This is a genomic window from Campylobacter concisus (assembly GCF_003048555.1).
GTDB lineage: Bacteria > Campylobacterota > Campylobacteria > Campylobacterales > Campylobacteraceae > Campylobacter_A > Campylobacter_A concisus_AO.
The window spans coordinates 1-16571 of sequence record NZ_PIRR01000003.1; the positions used below are offsets into that span (position 1 = coordinate 1).

General features: G+C 37.2%; 13 protein-coding genes. 2 read left to right on the forward strand and 11 right to left on the reverse strand.

Translation table 11 applies throughout. The annotated features are described in order from the left end of the window. A partial coding sequence (locus tag CVS92_RS00675; protein WP_159070340.1) for a response regulator occupies positions 1-2505 on the forward strand: 2505 nt, incomplete at its 5' end. On the opposite strand, the gene CVS92_RS00680 is transcribed toward CVS92_RS00675, so the two are convergent. After that, positions 2502-3773, reverse strand: a complete 1272-nt coding sequence (locus CVS92_RS00680) for an anthranilate synthase component I family protein (RefSeq protein WP_107788153.1) — start codon at positions 3771-3773, stop codon at positions 2502-2504. The genes CVS92_RS00675 and CVS92_RS00680 overlap by 4 nt on opposite strands. Positions 3774-3925: 152 nt before the next feature. Between CVS92_RS00680 and CVS92_RS00685 the strand changes: the two genes are divergently transcribed. After that, a complete protein-coding gene (locus CVS92_RS00685) occupies positions 3926-4666 on the forward strand; it encodes a sulfite exporter TauE/SafE family protein (RefSeq protein ID WP_107788154.1) in 741 nt (246 codons plus the stop codon). Positions 4667-4696: 30 nt separating this feature from the next. On the opposite strand, the gene CVS92_RS00690 is transcribed toward CVS92_RS00685, so the two are convergent. From CVS92_RS00690 to fliF, 10 genes are all read right to left on the reverse strand, one after another. After that, positions 4697-6157 carry a class I SAM-dependent methyltransferase gene (locus CVS92_RS00690; RefSeq protein ID WP_107788155.1) on the reverse strand — a complete coding sequence of 487 codons (1461 nt, stop codon included), beginning with the start codon at positions 6155-6157 and terminating at the stop codon, positions 4697-4699. Further along, on the reverse strand, positions 6157-7236 hold the full coding sequence (gene serC, locus CVS92_RS00695) for a phosphoserine transaminase (protein ID WP_107788156.1): 1080 nt from the start codon (positions 7234-7236) through the stop codon (positions 6157-6159). The genes CVS92_RS00690 and serC overlap by 1 nt, the downstream gene beginning before the upstream one ends. Positions 7237-7238: 2 nt before the next feature. Then, positions 7239-8405: an exodeoxyribonuclease VII large subunit gene (xseA, locus tag CVS92_RS00700; protein WP_107788157.1), complete on the reverse strand. Its 1167-nt coding sequence runs from the start codon at positions 8403-8405 to the stop codon at positions 7239-7241. Next, positions 8398-9120 carry a bifunctional demethylmenaquinone methyltransferase/2-methoxy-6-polyprenyl-1,4-benzoquinol methylase UbiE gene (gene ubiE / locus CVS92_RS00705; RefSeq protein ID WP_107788158.1) on the reverse strand — a complete coding sequence of 241 codons (723 nt, stop codon included), beginning with the start codon at positions 9118-9120 and terminating at the stop codon, positions 8398-8400. The genes xseA and ubiE overlap by 8 nt, the downstream gene beginning before the upstream one ends. A 12-nt stretch (positions 9121-9132) precedes the next feature. Then, on the reverse strand, positions 9133-10539 hold the full coding sequence (locus CVS92_RS00710) for a CHAD domain-containing protein (protein WP_234398672.1): 1407 nt from the start codon (positions 10537-10539) through the stop codon (positions 9133-9135). Between the two features lie 140 nt (positions 10540-10679). Continuing rightward, the gene (locus tag CVS92_RS00715; protein WP_054197019.1) at positions 10680-11090 is read right to left on the reverse strand and encodes a Fur family transcriptional regulator; all 411 of its coding nucleotides are present in this window, start codon (positions 11088-11090) and stop codon (positions 10680-10682) included. A gap of 72 nt (positions 11091-11162) precedes the next feature. Beyond that, a complete protein-coding gene (dxs, locus tag CVS92_RS00720) occupies positions 11163-12989 on the reverse strand; it encodes a 1-deoxy-D-xylulose-5-phosphate synthase (protein WP_107788159.1) in 1827 nt (608 codons plus the stop codon). After that, positions 12982-13845, reverse strand: coding sequence for a flagellar assembly protein FliH (gene fliH, locus CVS92_RS00725; protein WP_107788160.1), 864 nt, complete (start codon positions 13843-13845; stop codon positions 12982-12984). The genes dxs and fliH overlap by 8 nt, the downstream gene beginning before the upstream one ends. Beyond that, complete coding sequence (fliG, locus tag CVS92_RS00730) at positions 13842-14873, reverse strand: flagellar motor switch protein FliG (protein WP_021091747.1); 1032 nt, start codon at positions 14871-14873, stop codon at positions 13842-13844. Before fliG ends, fliH begins: the two co-directional genes overlap by 4 nt. Next, positions 14873-16570: a flagellar basal-body MS-ring/collar protein FliF gene (fliF, locus tag CVS92_RS00735; protein WP_107788161.1), complete on the reverse strand. Its 1698-nt coding sequence runs from the start codon at positions 16568-16570 to the stop codon at positions 14873-14875. The genes fliG and fliF overlap by 1 nt, the downstream gene beginning before the upstream one ends. Between the last annotated feature and the right edge of the window lies 1 nt (position 16571).

Consider the following 16571-nt stretch of genomic DNA (forward strand, 5'->3'; position numbering starts at 1 on the left):
GAACTATTTTATGAATTTTTCCAAAATATAAATGGAGAAATAGATAGCGATTTTAAACAAGTCTTAGACCGAGACTTTTCGCTTATAATAAAAGCTTATGCCGCAACTTTAAGTAAAATTTACAATCAACTCTCTTTAGCAAACAACACTAAATACTACGTAAAAAATATCTTTATAAATGGCCCTTTATTTTCAATAAACAGTAATGTGAGAGAAAATATATATTCCGTAAAGGACAACACGCCAAATCTTGATATGCTTCCAAAAAGTGAGCTAAAAGAGAATATTTATAAAGACTTTAACCAGTTTGAAGCCAACTATCAAGCTAAAAAGATAAGAGAAGCTAAAGCCAAGATCGCATTTTCTGATAAGCTAAACATCGAAGATATAATCTTAATAAAACAGTATGAAGATGATAAATTTATACTTTTATTAAATAGTGCCATAAACATAAAAAATAAGCTGTTAGAACTTACCGAGAGCGAGAAAATAAGCTTTGGCATAAAGACCTTTTTTGAGTTTTTGCTTTGTGGCTTGCTCATTTTATCTTTGCTTAGTATTTCTGCTAGGTTGAAATTTTTAAAGGTGCTTATCGATAAGTCAAAATACATATCGAATTATATCCTATCATCAAAAGAGACAAGTGCGGATAATGCGATATCAAAACTTATAAAAGCTTATGAAGATCTAAAAGAAACTTATATAAAAGATAGCAGCTTTTTTCAGATAAAAGATAGATATATTTTATCAGTTAGCAAGAAGCTAGAGTCTATCAATAAAGAAATTTTTACATCGACTGCGGCTTTAAAAATAGAAACGAATAATAGCAAAAAGCAAGTATTTATAGACACAATAGAAAAAAATGCAAATATCATGACTTCGCTTTATAACAATGCTAAAAATATCTCAAATGTTAAAAAATATAGCGAATGCAATAAAACCGAGATATTTGATCCTCAAAAAAGCTTTGAAGAAATTTTGCAAGCAAATATCGTCTATTCGCAAAGCAAAAAGATAAATTTTATAAGCTACCTTGATCCAAGCCTTACAAATGAACTAGAAGGAAATCTAAATTCATTAAAAACCGCATTTAACTCTATCTTTTTGGCGTCTTTATCAATGTCTTTAAGACATCAAAATATTATCATCGCTATCAAAAAAGTTCAAAAAGAGTTTGATAGAAGCGGACTTTGTTCTGTAAGCTTTAGCATAAAAAATAGCTCAGCTGCCATGAGCGAAAAGCAAATTTCAGATATATTTTCAGATGATGAGAGCGAGTTTTATCTAAAAATCGCTCAAATTTATTTAAAAAATTTAGAAAGTAAGCTGGAGATTAACTCGTTTCCAAGTGTCGGAAATGAGTTTAAATTTGTAGTCATTTTTAAAACAACATCAAACTATAAAGACTTTGATATAAAATGCAATCATAAATTAGCATTCTTGCAAGACGTAAATGTCGCTTACAACGAAGCTTTTGAGCAGACCACAAAAGACCTTGGGCTCAAAGTGGATATGCTAACAAGCACTAGTCCATCTATTACAAAAAATTATGATGCTATATTTTTAAGAAACACCAATAAGCAAGGCCAAGATATTAAAAATCCGCTCATTTTAAAAGATCCGCTAACTCCGTTAAGCATTACAAGGCTACTTTGCTTAGGCGAAGCTGATATTATGAATAAAAATTTAAACGATAAACCAAAAATTTTAATCTGCGATACTAATGAAATTTACATAGATATAACAGCAAGTGGCTTTAGTAAATTTAACTGTGAAGTTGTTGGAGTTTGCAATAAAAAAGATCTCAAACAAGCCATAAAGCAAGGCGATTTTGACCTTATATTTGTTGGCTCGAAATTTTTCGAAGCTGAAAAAAATAGCCTTCAAAAAAATCTTGATCTTATAAAAACAGCCATACAAAATGCGAAAATTCCAATTATACTAATGCTTTCAAATACTTCAAATATAGATGGAGACAGCGTCAAAGAATACTTCAATGCCTATATAAAAACGCCAATAAATAGCGACGAACTGGCTCAAATTTTTAGAAAATTTTTGCCAAATTTTGGCGAGATTGCAATAGACGAAAGCTATCTAGCAAAAAGCGAAAATATTATTTTATTTAAGAAATCACCAATGGAGAATAAAATATTTAGCTCAGCTTTAGGGGAATTTTACAACACACTTGAAACCACAAATAGCTTTGATGAGCTATTAACAAAGATAAAAACCAAAACTTACGGCATCGTTCTTGTAGATGAAAATGTAAAAGACTTCAACTACGAAGAGCTAATAAGAGTTGTTGATAAGATAAGACAAAGCCAAAAGGTTGATACAAGAGTGCTGATATTTGGCGCACAAGAAAGAAGTGAATTTCCTTTTGTAAAAGTGCTAGCTAAAAATATCACAAAAGCAGAGCTTTCAGCTACCGTAAGAGAGCAAATCGATTCTATGGGCACTAGCTACGCTAAAAGCTCTTATGAATTTATTAAGTTTAACGCCTAAAACTCTTTTGCGTTATTTTTAAATACATTTAGCACGCTTGCTCGCTTATGGCAAATTTCAGCGTATTCTCTTTCGCTCTTTGAGTCGTAAACTATACCAGCTCCAGCCCCCACAAATACATCACTAAAGCCATTTTCACCTGACACAAAGATGGCTGAGCGAATAAGAATAGCAACCTGAGCATCGCCATTAAAATGTAAAAATCCAATGCCGCCGCCATAGATATTTCGCTCAGAAATTTCAAGCTCATTAATTATCTGCATAGCTCTTATTTTTGGGGCACCACTTAGTGTGCCAGCCGGAAAGATACTAGCTAAGACATCAAAAAGATCAAGCCCTTTGGCGCACTTGCCATAGACATCGCTTACGATATGAATTACTTTTTCATATTTTTGGATATGCATAGCATTTTTTACAGCTACGCTTTTTGGTTCCGAAACCCTGCCGATGTCATTTCTAGCAAGATCAATTAGCATTTTGTGCTCAGCCAGTTCCTTTTCGTCACTTAAAAGCTCACTTTCAAGTGCTGCATCTGCATTTGCATCGCTTCCTCTAGGCCTTGTGCCTGCAATTGGTGCCACAAAAATTTGCTCACTTTTCATCTCAAAAACAAGCTCTGGCGAAGAGCCAACCACATCGCCATAAGGTGTAGGAAAATGAAACATATATGGGCTTGGATTTGTAAGTGAGAGCTTTTTATAAAAGTCTAGACTGCTCATATTCGTTGAAATTTCAAGTAATTCACCAAGCACCACCTGAAAGACATCGCCGCTTCTTATATACTCTTTTGCTAACTCAACCATATCCTCAAAGTGTTTCTTTTCTTTATTAAGATCAGTTTTTATACTAAATTTACTCTGCTCTTTACTTTTGCATTCAACTTTCGCATCAAGCAAAAAGTCATAATATTTATTCTTATCTCCATAGAATGTATAAATTTTACTCATCTTGTCAAAGTGCAGATAGGCTTTTGCATCGGCATAGATAAATTTTGGAAATTCATACTTTTTAGCTTTCTCTTCTCCGATATATTCAAAATATCTCACACCATCATAAGCAAAAACACCAAAGAGTCCCGCAAACGGAGCTAAAGATTTATTACGATTTGTATCAAAATAACTTCTAAGCCCATAAAAATCCATATCCTTTTCATCGATGTATTCGCAATCAATGCCTATAATAGTTTGCGTCTTATCCTCGGCTAGGTAGCTATTTTTAAATTTTTCTCTAATCACTTCATAATAAAACAGTGGTTGTTCTAAGAGCATTTTTTTCCTTTAATTTTTTGATGATTATAAAAAAAGTTCGCTTTTAGTTTTTAAAATTTTTATCAAATTTCTAAATTTATGCCCAAATTTCACCTTTTTACTATTTTTTTAACACCGCTTGGCTAAAATTTGGCACTCATAAAAGGAAATTTATGCTTTTTGTTGAACTTTTTATAATCGGTATCGGCGTTGGATACATCGCTGGCTTTTTTGGCATCGGTGGCGGCACAGTAGTTGTTCCTATAATGGTCGCCTTTGGATATGACATAAAAACCGCTATTGGCATAAGCGTCATGCAAATGATATTTAGTGCGACTTTTGGCTCGTATCTAAACTACAAAGCTGGGTTTTTAAAGCTAAACCGTGGCGTATTTTTGGGGCTTGGCGGTCTTGTTGGGGCAAGTTTTAGCGGTATCATCGTATCGCACGCACCTGCACTTTTACTTGAGTCTATGCTACTTGCGACATTTGTCTTTTCGCTTATAAAACTATACTTTTCGCCAAACAGCGACGGCTCAAATGCTAATAATTCACTCTTTTTGCTATTTTTAGTTGGCGTTTTTGTTGGCGTTTTTGCCATTAGCATCGGCATCGGCGGAGGCGTCTTTATCGCTCCTATCTTGGTTGGCTTTTTGCGTTATGAGCTAAAAAAAGCCGTTTCAATGGGAGTATTTTTTGTGATGTTTGCAGCCTTCTCTGGCTTTATCTCACTTTCATTAAGTGGCCATATCTCTTATCTAGAAGGTACTTTTCTAGGCCTTGGCTCACTAATAGGCGCATACTTTGGCACCAAAAAGACACAAGCTATGGATAAAAAAGCGCTTAAAAAATGGTTTTTACTCTTTTATATTTTGATGATAATTCTAATCTTAAAAGATATGATATTTGGCTAAATTAAAAATTTAAGGCTAGGCTAGCTAGTCTTAAATTCCTTCAAAAAAGTAGGCTTCGCTTAATTTAAAAGCAAGTTTATCTAGTTCGTCTTTACTTAAATTTACGCTCTTTGCGATATCTACTAAACTAGCTTTGCCATCAAATTTTAAAGCGATTTTGATCTCTTCATGGCTTAAGCTTAGCTTGCCATTTAGCTCATTTGCCAAAGAGATAACTGGCGAGTTAGCATTTAAAAAATACTCAAGATACGCAGCAGTTCTAGGCTTTAGTTTGGTTTTACAAGGCTCATATGTGAGTGCTTTAAGTTTTAAAGAAGAAATTTTAGTGTTTTGATCATTTAAAATTTCAAGCAGTCCCACAAAAGCTTCATTTGCATTCTCGCCAAGCGCCGTTTTTACTTCGCTTAAATTTAAGCTTTGTGGATAGCTTTTGCTTAAAATTTCTTGCGTTTTTGTCCTTGGCTGCTCGCTAAAATATGCAAAATAAATCCTATCAAGCTCGCTCTCTCCAAGTACCACATCAAAGTCCTCAGCACCACCAAGCCTCTCCTTGTGAGCGATGAGACTTTTTCTAAATGATCTATTAAATAAAAAATCGTTTAGTTGCTCTTTTTTGATGCGAGAGTTGTAATTTTGCTCGATATGTGCGTCAAAGCGGTAAATTCCAGTTGAGCTTGCAAAGATATCATTTAACGAAGCGTCTATGACGTAGCAAAGTCCATGCTTATCGATATGTTTAGCAAATTTATGAAAGTAAGTTGGCTCGTTGCTTGCCTCTAAAAAGTCATGCAATATATAATAATCATTACCCTTTGCGATGATGCCTTGCAAGAAATTTAGCTGTGTTAAAAGAAGCTTCATGCTATCTTTGTATACGACATCGCTTTGGCTTTGCAGGCTAAATTTCAAATAATCCTGCAAGAAATTTAACTCATCTTTCACATAAGCAAGTGCTTCTTTGCTGTCATTGCCTGAGCTAACAAAAAGCATAAAATCTCTTAAAATATCAAGGCTCTTCCAGCCAGGATAGGTATTATACGAAACATAAGCGATGCCATCCTCGCTTAGTAGTGCCTTAATCGTGGCAAGCAGCGCATCTCTTACATTTGGACTCACCCAGCTATAAACGCCATGAGCGATAATATAGTCAAATTTCCCAAGCTCTTTTATATCGCTTTCGTTCATGTGCAAAAAATTTCGCTCAAGCAGAGTAAAATTTTCTAAACCTATCTGCTTTGCTATCTTGTTACCTTCAGTCACTTGATGGCTTGAGATGTCGATACCAACGACTTTTGCGCTTTTGTGCGAAATGGCAAATGGCAAGATATTGCCACCATATGATGAGCCAAGCTCAAGCACCCTAGCCTCTTTTAGGCTAGCTGCTTTAAGCCCCAGAAATTTAGCAACCGCCTCTATCCTAACTGGCGAGCAGTCGCTAAATGCGGCCGAAAAATAAGGAATTTCGTCGTAAGCTTTCTTTGTTTTATTCATCAGCTATGTTTTCTTACAAATTCTCTCATAAACTCGCCAAGTTTTTCAACGTCGCTTTGGCTAACGGCATTGTAGATAGAAGCTCTTATGCCACCAAGATGTCTGTGACCTTTTAGCCCTAGCATGCCCTCTTTTAGTGCCTCTTCGACGAAAACTGGCTCAAGAGCGTGATCTTTTGGTATCGTAAAGCTCACGTTCATATCTGATCTGCTTGATTTTTTAGCGTGACCTAGATAAAAGCCATTTGAGCCGTCTATGATGTCATAAAGCGTGCTTGCTTTTTTGGCATTTATCTTCTCAACCTCGGCAAGTCCGCCAAGATCTAGTAGGTGCTGCATGGTTAAATTTAAAAGATAAATTCCAAAAGTTGGTGGTGTATTGTAAAGCGAGTTTGCGTCTACGTGCGTTTTGTAGCGTAAAAACATAGGGACATTTTGACTGCTCACACGATCAACTAGGTCTTTTCTTAAAATAACGATAGTCACGCCACTTGGACCTGCATTTTTCTGAGCGCCGCCATAAAGCAATCCGATACTGCTAAAATCAAGCGGTCTAGCGAAAAAATCGCTCGAGGCATCGACAACTAGGGGCGATTTAGTCTTTGGCATAGCCTTATACTGCGTGCCGTAAATCGTATTGTTTGAGCAGATGTAGGCGTAGTCGGCATCGTCACTAAATTTTACATCAGGGATGTAAGAGAAATTTTCATCTTCGCTACTTGCGACGACATCTACGTTTACACCAAGCACTTTTGCCTCTTTGATGGCTTTGTTTGTCCAAACGCCAGTATTTGCGTACTCGGCCTTGCCACCTTGATATAAATTCATCGGTATCATGCTAAATTGCAAGTGCGCGCCGCCTTGCAAAAATAAAATTTCATACTCATCGCCAATTCCGTAAAGCTTCCTTATCTTATCCATCGCGCCAAAGTGGATCTCCTCAAAGGTCTTGCTTCTGTGGCTGATCTCCATGATAGAGTAGCCCTCGCCTCTGTAGTCGGTAAATTCGGCCTTTGCATGCTCTAAAACGCTTAGTGGTATCGCGCTTGGGCCTGCGCTAAAGTTGATTTTTCTACTCATTTTTACTCCTTGATAATTGCTTTTTTATGTGTATTTTGCGAGATAAGCTCTATCTCATCGTCTATTTTTAAATCCCTAAGATCGGCTCTCTTACCATCTTTTCTAACCTCGATAAGCCCTTTTATACTCTCAAAAAAGAGCTCCCTCATCTCATAAGCCTTCTCTAGCGAGCCAAGAGCTGAGCCAAGGACTAAAATTTTTCTTTGGACAGCGTTTGCTAGGGCGTTTTGCTTATTTGCTACCTCGCTAAATTTTAACTCGATCCTAGCTTTTAGAGCGTTTGATGAAAATTTAGAAAGTAGTAAATTTAGCAAATTTTGCTTTTTGGTGATCTTTAAGCTTAAAGCACTATCAAGATCATCGCTTAGCCTGTCAAGATACTGAAAAAACGCCTCTTCATCAGGCAGCAGATCAAGCATAGCTGCACTTGGCGTAAGCGATCTGCGGTCTGCTACAAAGTCACTTATAACATAGTCTATCTCATGTCCGATAGCACTTATGACTGGCGTTTTGGTGGCGTAAATTTCACGAGCCAAGCCCTCGTCGTTAAAGCACCAAAGATCCTCTTTGCTGCCACCTCCTCTAGCTAAAACGATCACATCAACGCCGTATCTATCGGCACTTCGTAAAGCCCTTATGAGCGAGCTTGGGGCATTTTCACCCTGAGTCAAGGCATCAAAGATATAAATTTCGCTTAATTTCCAACGGCTCGTCACGACCTTTAGCATATCCTGAAGTGCCGCCGAAGTAGCACTTGTAACAAGGGCTATTTTTTTAGGCAAATTTGGTATCTCTTTTTTTGCAGCAATGTCAAAAAGGCCCTCATTTTCGAGCTTTTCTTTAAGCTGCCTAAACGCAAGCTCAAGCTCACCCTCGCCATCAGGCAGCATCGCACTAGCCACTAGCTGATACGACCCACTTGGCGAATAAATGGTCACTTTGCCATAAATTTTTACTTTTAGTCCATCTTTTGGCAAGAATTTCACCTTTTGGTTGTTCATGCGATACATCACGGCTGAAATGCTTGACTTTTCATCCTTTAGTGTGAAGTACCAGTGCCCAGAAGCGTGCTTTGTCAGGCGCGAAATTTCTCCACTTACCTCGATGTAGTCAAGTGTGGCTTCAAGCAGCGCTTTTGCTTTTTCGTTTAGCTCAGATACGCTAAGCATTGATTTCTCTTACCTTTTTAGCGATAAATAGTGTCGAGATATCCATGCTAAAGCCCTTGCAAAGCTCTATCTCAAAGCCAGCCGTGGCTAGCTCATCACAAAAGCTCTTTGCGTCTAAGAAGTTTTCGATCGAGCTTGGCAGATATTCGTATGCCTCTTTATTTTTTGAGATAAAGCCACCAATTTTTGGCAAAATTTTACTTAGGTAAAAATCTCTTAGTGAGGTTATAAGGCCTTTTTTCTGGCGTTTTGTAAATTCAAGTACGACTACGTAGCCATTTAAAGCAAGCACTCTGTTAAACTCCCTAAGCGCCGCCTTTCGCTCGACCACATTTCTAATGCCGTAGCTTATGCTTAAAATTTGAGCCTCTCCGCTTGCAAGTGTAGTGTTGTCAGCGTAGGCCTCTATAAATTTAAAATTTGGAAATTTCGCCCTAGCCTCTTTTAGCATACCACTTGAGGGATCGATGCCAGTAAGGCTTTTCACCTCAACGCCAAATTCTTTTGAAATTTCACTCCAAAGCCCCATCATATCGCCAGTACCACAAGCCACGTCTACAATATTTATGCTTTTATTTTTAAAAATTTCTAGCATATATCTGCAGGCAAATTTCCTCCAACTCACGTCCACACCAAGACTTAGTACTCTGTTTGCGACGTCATAAGTCGGAGCGATCTGGTTAAACATATCAACTATTTTTTCTTGTTTTTGCATAAATTTGCCCTTTTATATGTAGTAAATTTTTAAATTTCTTGAAATTTTGCGAGTTGCTTTTATAAATTTAAGACGCTTTTTTAGTATCTCTTCTCTACTTTTATAAATTTGTTTGTAAATTTTACTCTCGAGCCTCTCTTTATCTGGCATTTCTGGAAGTCTTTTAAGGATACCGAGCCAGACGTCATAGTCTTGAAGATTACCAAAAATTTCTTGCATCTGTTTTAGCTTCTCTTCATACTTTTTAAGCCCTTCAAAATAGAAAATTTCACATAAAAACTCATATGTGTATCTCATCTTTTTAAGCTCTATCCTAAGATCATGAAAGCTCTCATTTGGGCAGTCTTGATTAAGGCTTTTTAGCCTTTTTTGAGCTAAAACTAAAAGAGTTCTAAGCTTAAACGAACCAAGGCGCGAAAGACTTACGTCAAAGAGTTTTGATTTATAAAATTCACCCTCATTTAAAAATATCTCCCACTCTTTTAAAAATGCGTAGTTTTCTTCGTCGCCAAGGTAGCTTTTTACATTTTCATACTCTAAATCTAGAGCCTTTTTTACAAAATAAATAGGCTCATTTGCATGTTTTTGCTCGTTTAAAAAGCTTAAAAATACATCCAAATCTCGCTTTTTATTTGTCGAGTTTGCAAGCATTTTAAAATTCTCGCCAAAAAAAAGTGTCACTTTCTCATCAAAAACGCCACTAAAAATTTTAAGGATCGATCTAACCTTTCTTAAATTTACGCGAAGCTCATGCAAAACTTCTTCATCTTTATCTATCAAATACTGGCTTTTTAGCCTTTTTATTACTTTAAAAATACTAACAAAAAGGATTCTTAGCGCCTCTCCACTTTTTAAATTTGCTGCAAAATTTGGCAGAATTTCTTTTTCTTTTATGATCTTATAGGCTCTTTTATAGTCAATTTGTTCATTTTCGTTAGCGTGGATGGCAAGAAATTTGTTTTTATATCTTTTGTCACAAGTTACGTCACTTAAGCAAAAATTTTCAAAAAATGGTGGTAGTTTGAAAAAGACGGCTTCATTTTCATCGCTAAATTCGATTTCAAATGTACAAAGCCCGTTTAATTCATTTTTAAAAATATCGATATTACAAGGATTGTTATTTAGTTTAAAAATGTATCTATCTTTTAAGATGACGCTACCGATGCGGTTTTTAAGAGCCTTTTTAAACTCCGCTTTTTCGCAAAATTCTTCATTTTCTTCTCTGATTAGACCTTTGCCGATCTTTACAGTTTTTATAAATTTATCCTCTTCACTTCGGAAGCGGATCTCTTCATTTTGCGTTATCTTGGTATAAAATTGAGAAATTTCAAGATGTTTAAAGACTACTCCAGCTTCTTTTAAAAAACCTAGAATTTGAGAATTTTTGAGTAAAAATTTACGCTCTATCTCCAAACTCACATTTTTCTCCAAAATTTTTTGTTCATTTTAGCAAGTTAGTGCTTAAAACAATGAGAAAAATGCTAAATTTAGGCTTATTTTAAAAGTATTTTTATTAGGAAAAAAGATGAAATTTATGCTGCCAAATAGCAACATAAATTTTATTTACAATGTTTACAGCTTTTTACGCTAGCTACGATATTTAGACGTTCTATTATATTTCCAATCTTCTTTTCTAGTGCCTCTTGATATTTGCCAAGCTCAGCATCATCGTAGCTCACGTCCTCGACGCTTCCACAGCTTTCACAGACAACATGGATATGTGGATATTCGTAGATGTCGTATCTAGCCTTTTGATTGACGATATTTACTTCAACTACGAGACCTTCGTCTTTTAAAGTATTTAAATTTTTATAAACTGTCGCTAGAGAAACCGATGGACTCTCTTTTAAAATTTCATCATAAAGCTCATCAATCGTTGGATGCGTGTGGCGATCAAGAATTCTTAAAACGCTAAGTCGCTGTGGCGTGACTTTTAGCCCAGATTGCTTTAATAATGATACGTATTGCATAGTGCTTTTCCTTGTTTTTATTTTGGCTTATGCTAGCAAAAATAATATTAAACGTTACTTTATTAAATGATATTAATTATTTTCTAGTAAATTTTTGGTAATCTGCTCGGCACTTATACCAAGATATTTTTCAACCTCAGCAGTTGAACCATGTGGGATAAATTTATCTTCGTACTCAAAGCTAATGACGCTTATATTTGAAATTTTATTTTCTTGTAAAAATGCACTTACTATCTCGCCAATACCGCCTTTTTTGGTACTATCGCTAAATATGTACCACTTTTTAGTGCGTTTTGCCAGATCTAATAAAAGCTCACTATCAAGCGGCTTTGCAAAGACAAGATCAACCAATATCACATCAAGCTTGCCAGTTAGTAAATTTCTGACCAAATTTGCTCTGCCAACGCCGTTACCATAGCCTAAAAATGCAATATCACTCTTTGCATCAGCTAAAATTACACCCTTGCCAAACTCAAGTGGCTGAGCTTCAAACTCATCTCTTAAGATAAATGCCCCACGCGGATATCTAAATGCGCTAACACCCTTGTAAGAGTAGGCAAATTCCATAACATTTTTCATGCTCTCTTCGCATCTTGGGGCAAAAAGAACCATGTTTGGCACAGCGTTTAAAAAACTGATATCAAAAGCGCCTTGATGCGTTTCGCCATCTTCGCCAACAATACCCGCTCTATCCATCGCAAAGGTGATGTTTAAATTTAAAATAGAAGCATCGTGAATGACCTGATCATAGGCTCTTTGCATAAATGTCGAGTATATTGCAACAAATGGTTTAAACCCCTCTTTTGCCATGGCTGACATCGATGTAACTGCATGTTGCTCAGCTATCGCCACGTCCCAAAAACGATCTGGAAATTCTTGTATCAAGGCATCCATACCAGTACCTGTTGGCATCGCAGCCGTCACACCAACGATATCGCTATGCTCTCTTGCCATTTTTAAAAGCTGTTCACTAAAGATTGCAGTGGCTGACTTGTTTGACTGTCTTTTTATAAATTCGCCACTTTTTAGATCAAATGGCCCAACTCCGTGCCAATTCTCATAGCACCCCTCAGCAAATTCATATCCTTTGCCCTTTAGCGTCTGTACATGCACTATGACTGGTTTTTTCATATTTTTGGCAGTTTCAAATGTACTAAGAAGCGCGGCTAAATCGTGTCCATCAACTGGCCCAATGTACTCAAGCCCAAGCTCTTCAAAAAACATACCGGGAGTGATGAGTCTAATGCCCTCTTCGATACGTCTAGCCATATATGCAGCCGAATCTGGCATATAACTTAGAAATTTCTCAACCCTACCCTTAAATTTTTGATAAAACTGCCCTGCCATCATTTGGCTTAGATACTTGCTAAGTGCGCCTATTGGCTTGCTTATACTCATCTCGTTGTCGTTTAGGATGATGACGCAAGGATATTTTCTATCCCCTAGCTCATTTAGCGCCTCGTACGCCATGCCGCCACTTAGTGAGCCATCGCCTATGACAGCTACTGGGATACGATCTTCGTTTTTAAGTTTTATCGCCTTTGCAGCACCAACTGCTAAAGATATGGACGTCGAGCTATGCCCTGCTACAAAGTAGTCAAATTTACTCTCGCTTGGCTTTGTATAGCCGCTGATGCCATTAAATTTTCTAAGCGTATCAAAGCTCTCCCAGCGCCCAGTTAGCAGCTTGTGCGCATAGCTTTGGTGGCTCACGTCGTAAATAAATGGATCTTTTGTCACATCAAAAATTTTATGCATCGCAACGATGATCTCGACTGCACCAATATTTGAGCTAAGATGACCGCCATTTTTGCTAACGGTGGCTAAAATTTTATCCCTGATGTCATGACAAAGTGCGTTTAGTTCATCAACATCTAAACTTTTAACGTCTTTATTCATTATTTACCAGCATTTTTAGTTTTTCTAGCCTTGTTTGCATAGTTGCATCGATATTGCCACCATCACTTATAATAACCACACCGCCTTTGCTTATAGCATCATCAGCGCTTATCTTGACGTGTTCATTCTTGCTAAATTGCTCTTTTAGATACTCACTATCTTCAGGATTTACACGAATTTCTATATTTTTGACATTACTTAGCTCTTTTATAAGAGAGCTTGCTAAATGATGAGCGATCTGATTTGAAGAGGTTGAAATTTCTTTATCGATTACTTCTTTTGCGATTTTTATAGCAGTTTGTCCGAGCTCTTCTTCGATCTTCTTTAAAAACTCATCGAATTTAACGTACTGCTCATCTAGCTTTGCAGCTGAAGCGCTAAATCTAGCCTCAAGCTCATTTATTCTTGCTTCATTTGCTGCATTTGCTTGGGCGATACCCTCATTTTTGCCATCTTCTTTTGCACGAGAAATTTCAGCCTCAAGGCGCTTAGCAAATTCGCTCTCTTGATTTTCTATTTGCATTTGAAGTTTGATGATGTTGCTGCTTAGCTCATCTGTTTTTTTAAGCAGTTCTTCGACAAAGCTTGACTCGCCTGCTTGCTGTATTTGTGGACTTTGAGCCTGAGAAGCAAAGTGGTTTTGTGAGTTTGTCTGCGTTTGGTGGCTAGCTTGAGGAATGAAATTTTCACCCTTTTGCCCAAAATTTTGCTCACTTAGCTCTTCACTAAGATTATTTTCTTCTATCAATACAGGAGCACTATCTGCGGCTCGCTCTCCAACTCCAAGTACTTTAAATCTGTAATTTTCTATAAAGTGAGCCGGAGAAGTTTCACTGGTTATTACACTGCTTTTCATTCTATCATCTCATCTGCTTCGCCGACTTGGAACACACCTTGATCAGCTAGAGTTTGCACTGTCTCCACTATGCGTCTTTGAGCCTCTTCAACATCTTTTACACGCACCGCACCAAGATATTGCATCTCCTCTTTAAAGGCTTCTGCTGCACGCTGAGACATATTTGATAAAAATTTATCCTTGATGCCATCGCTTGAGCCCTTAAACGCGACCATGAGGTCTTTTTTATCGACATTTTTAAGAATTTCTCTAATCGCAGTTGCGTTAAGGTTGATAATATCTTCAAAGGTAAACATAAGCTCTTTAATCGTTGTTGCGAGCTTATCATCACTTTGCTCTATGCGTTCGATCGTGCTTTTACTAGCTTTTTGCCCAAGTCTATTAAGCACTTCTGCCACAGCTCTTGGACCGCCAACTTCGACTTTGTATGATGTAAGACTTTCAAGCTTGCCCTCAAGTACGGTTGAAACACGCTTAATTACCGATGGGCTAATATCACCAAGATTTGCCATTCTAATGACAACTTCGCTTCTTAACTCATCTGAGAAAAAGCTAAGCGTTTCAGCAGCACTTGTTGAGTCCATGTGAGCTAGTATTAGCGCTATGGTTTGAGGGTGCTCTTTTATGATAAAGTCTGCAAGCTGTTGTGGTTTTATCTTATCAAGATAGCCAAAGCTTTTTGAGTTTTCCATGCTTTTTGCAAGCTTGTCTAAAATTTTCTGAGCAGCCTCTGGACCAAATGTGCGGTAAAGAATTTCTTTTGCGTACTCTAAACCACCACTTCTCATATATTGATTTGACTGCATTAGCGCGTAAAATTCTTCTAGTACGGCACTTGCGACTTGTTTGTCTATGTTTTTTGCGGTTGCGATATAGCCTGAAATTTCAGTGATGACATCAACATCCATGTGAGAAAATATAAGAGCAGTTGCCTCTTCGCCAAGCTGAATCAGCAAAATAGCAATCTTTTCAGGCATCGATAGATCATCATAAATCATTTTTTGCTTGTCATTTAGCTTTATTGACATCAAATTTCCTTACGCATATTAAAGTCACTGTCATTTTTTACCATATCTTGAAGCAGCATTGCTATCTCTTCATTTCTTTCTGTGATGACCGCTCTCATTTTCTCAAGTAAAACATCGTATTTTAGTTCATCTTCATTAAACTCGCCACTAAGTCCTAGTTGCTCTTCGACCTTTTTGCGAGCAGCTTTAAATTTCTCAAGCGTATCTTCAGCATCTACCTCAATATCCTCAAGGCCATCTTGAACTTGCTCCTCTTCTTCTTTTGTCTCTTCAAGCATCTTTTGCATAAATGGCACAATGACTTTTTTGTAGAAGATGTAGAGCAACAATGCTGCAAAAATATATTTTAGTAGCGGCATAAATGGCACTACATAGTTATTCACAAAGCCATCCATCTTCTCACTAGTGCTTATATCTTTGCCGGTTTTAAACTCAAAGTTATCTAAACTTACTTCATCGCCCCTATTTTGGTTATAGCCAATTGATTGTTTGATTAAATTTGTGATTGACTCTCTTTGCTCTTTGGTAAGTGGGGCAAATTCAAGCTCGCCAGTTGGCTTGCCGTCTTTGTCTTTTTTGCTCTGATAAAGTCCGTCTATAACGACAGCTGCACTTACTCTGTTTATGCTAGCAAACTGCCCTTTGACATTTGTTACTTTCTTTGAAATTTCGTAGTTTGTCTGCTGCGAGCTTTTGTTGTACTGCTCTTTTAAAGTGCTGTCATCTAGCCCTTGAACAGGGCCTATGTTGCTAACCGCACCTGGTACGCCGCCCACTTCATTTGGAGCTGAGCCTTGGCGCTTTTCTTCGATATTGCTCTCGCTTCTTACGACGTTATTTGGGTCATAAACTTCGCTTTTTGTATCTTTTTTGTCAAAGTCAAAGTCAATATTTACCTTTGCTACGACCTTATCTGCTCCGCCCACGATAGGAGCTAGTACATTTACGATCTTTTGCTCGTAATTATTTTCAAACTCACGTTTATAGCGTATCTGCTGAGCTATAGCATCACTATCAAACTCACCATCTTCATCGCCAAGTGCGACGCCATCTTGATTTACTATCTTTACGTTTTCAGTGCTTAAATTTGTAACAGAAGCAGCGACAAGGTTTTTAATACCAAAAATTTGCTTTGCGTTTAGGCTAACGCCTGGCTTTAGCTCAACGACGATAGAAGCTGTTGGTAGTGCTTGTCTTTCAGTAAAGACGCTCTCTTTAGGGATAGCGATACGAACAGTCGCTTTTTGGATAGAAGAAAGACTCTCGATCGTTCTAGCTAGCTCGCCCTCAAGCGCTCTTTGAAATTTTACTCTCTGCTCGGCATCAGTCGCACCAAATTCTTGCTTATCAAAAATTTCAAAGCCGATTTTGCTCTCTTTTGGTATTCCAAGCGTTGCAACAGCGATGCGCTCTTTATAGACATCGCTCGTTGGCACAAGGATAGTGCCTTCGTTTGCTAATTTATATTTAATGCCATCTTTGTTTAGCTGATCAAGTATTAAGGCAGAATCATTTGGGCTAATGTTTTCAAAAAGGACGCTGTAACCTGCAAAATTTTCATTTTTGCTTTTATAAAGTGTTAAAAATACCAAAAATGCCACGACCAAGATGATAGAGCTAGCTGCAACGATTTTTTGCTTTAATGAAAGCTTTTGATAAATTTGACTTATTTGATGAAGTAATGCCTTAAAATCCATA

Coding starts and splice junctions, on each gene's coding strand:
- CVS92_RS00680 (WP_107788153.1), bottom strand. CDS start 3,773: ATGCTCTTAGAACAACCACTGTTTTATTATGAAGTGATTAGAGAAAAA.
- CVS92_RS00685 (WP_107788154.1), top strand. CDS start 3,926: ATGCTTTTTGTTGAACTTTTTATAATCGGTATCGGCGTTGGATACATC.
- CVS92_RS00690 (WP_107788155.1), bottom strand. CDS start 6,157: ATGAATAAAACAAAGAAAGCTTACGACGAAATTCCTTATTTTTCGGCC.
- serC (WP_107788156.1), bottom strand. CDS start 7,236: ATGAGTAGAAAAATCAACTTTAGCGCAGGCCCAAGCGCGATACCACTA.
- xseA (WP_107788157.1), bottom strand. CDS start 8,405: ATGCTTAGCGTATCTGAGCTAAACGAAAAAGCAAAAGCGCTGCTTGAA.
- ubiE (WP_107788158.1), bottom strand. CDS start 9,120: ATGCAAAAACAAGAAAAAATAGTTGATATGTTTAACCAGATCGCTCCG.
- CVS92_RS00715 (WP_054197019.1), bottom strand. CDS start 11,090: ATGCAATACGTATCATTATTAAAGCAATCTGGGCTAAAAGTCACGCCA.
- dxs (WP_107788159.1), bottom strand. CDS start 12,989: ATGAATAAAGACGTTAAAAGTTTAGATGTTGATGAACTAAACGCACTT.
- fliH (WP_107788160.1), bottom strand. CDS start 13,845: ATGAAAAGCAGTGTAATAACCAGTGAAACTTCTCCGGCTCACTTTATA.
- fliG (WP_021091747.1), bottom strand. CDS start 14,873: ATGTCAATAAAGCTAAATGACAAGCAAAAAATGATTTATGATGATCTA.
- fliF (WP_107788161.1), bottom strand. CDS start 16,570: ATGGATTTTAAGGCATTACTTCATCAAATAAGTCAAATTTATCAAAAG.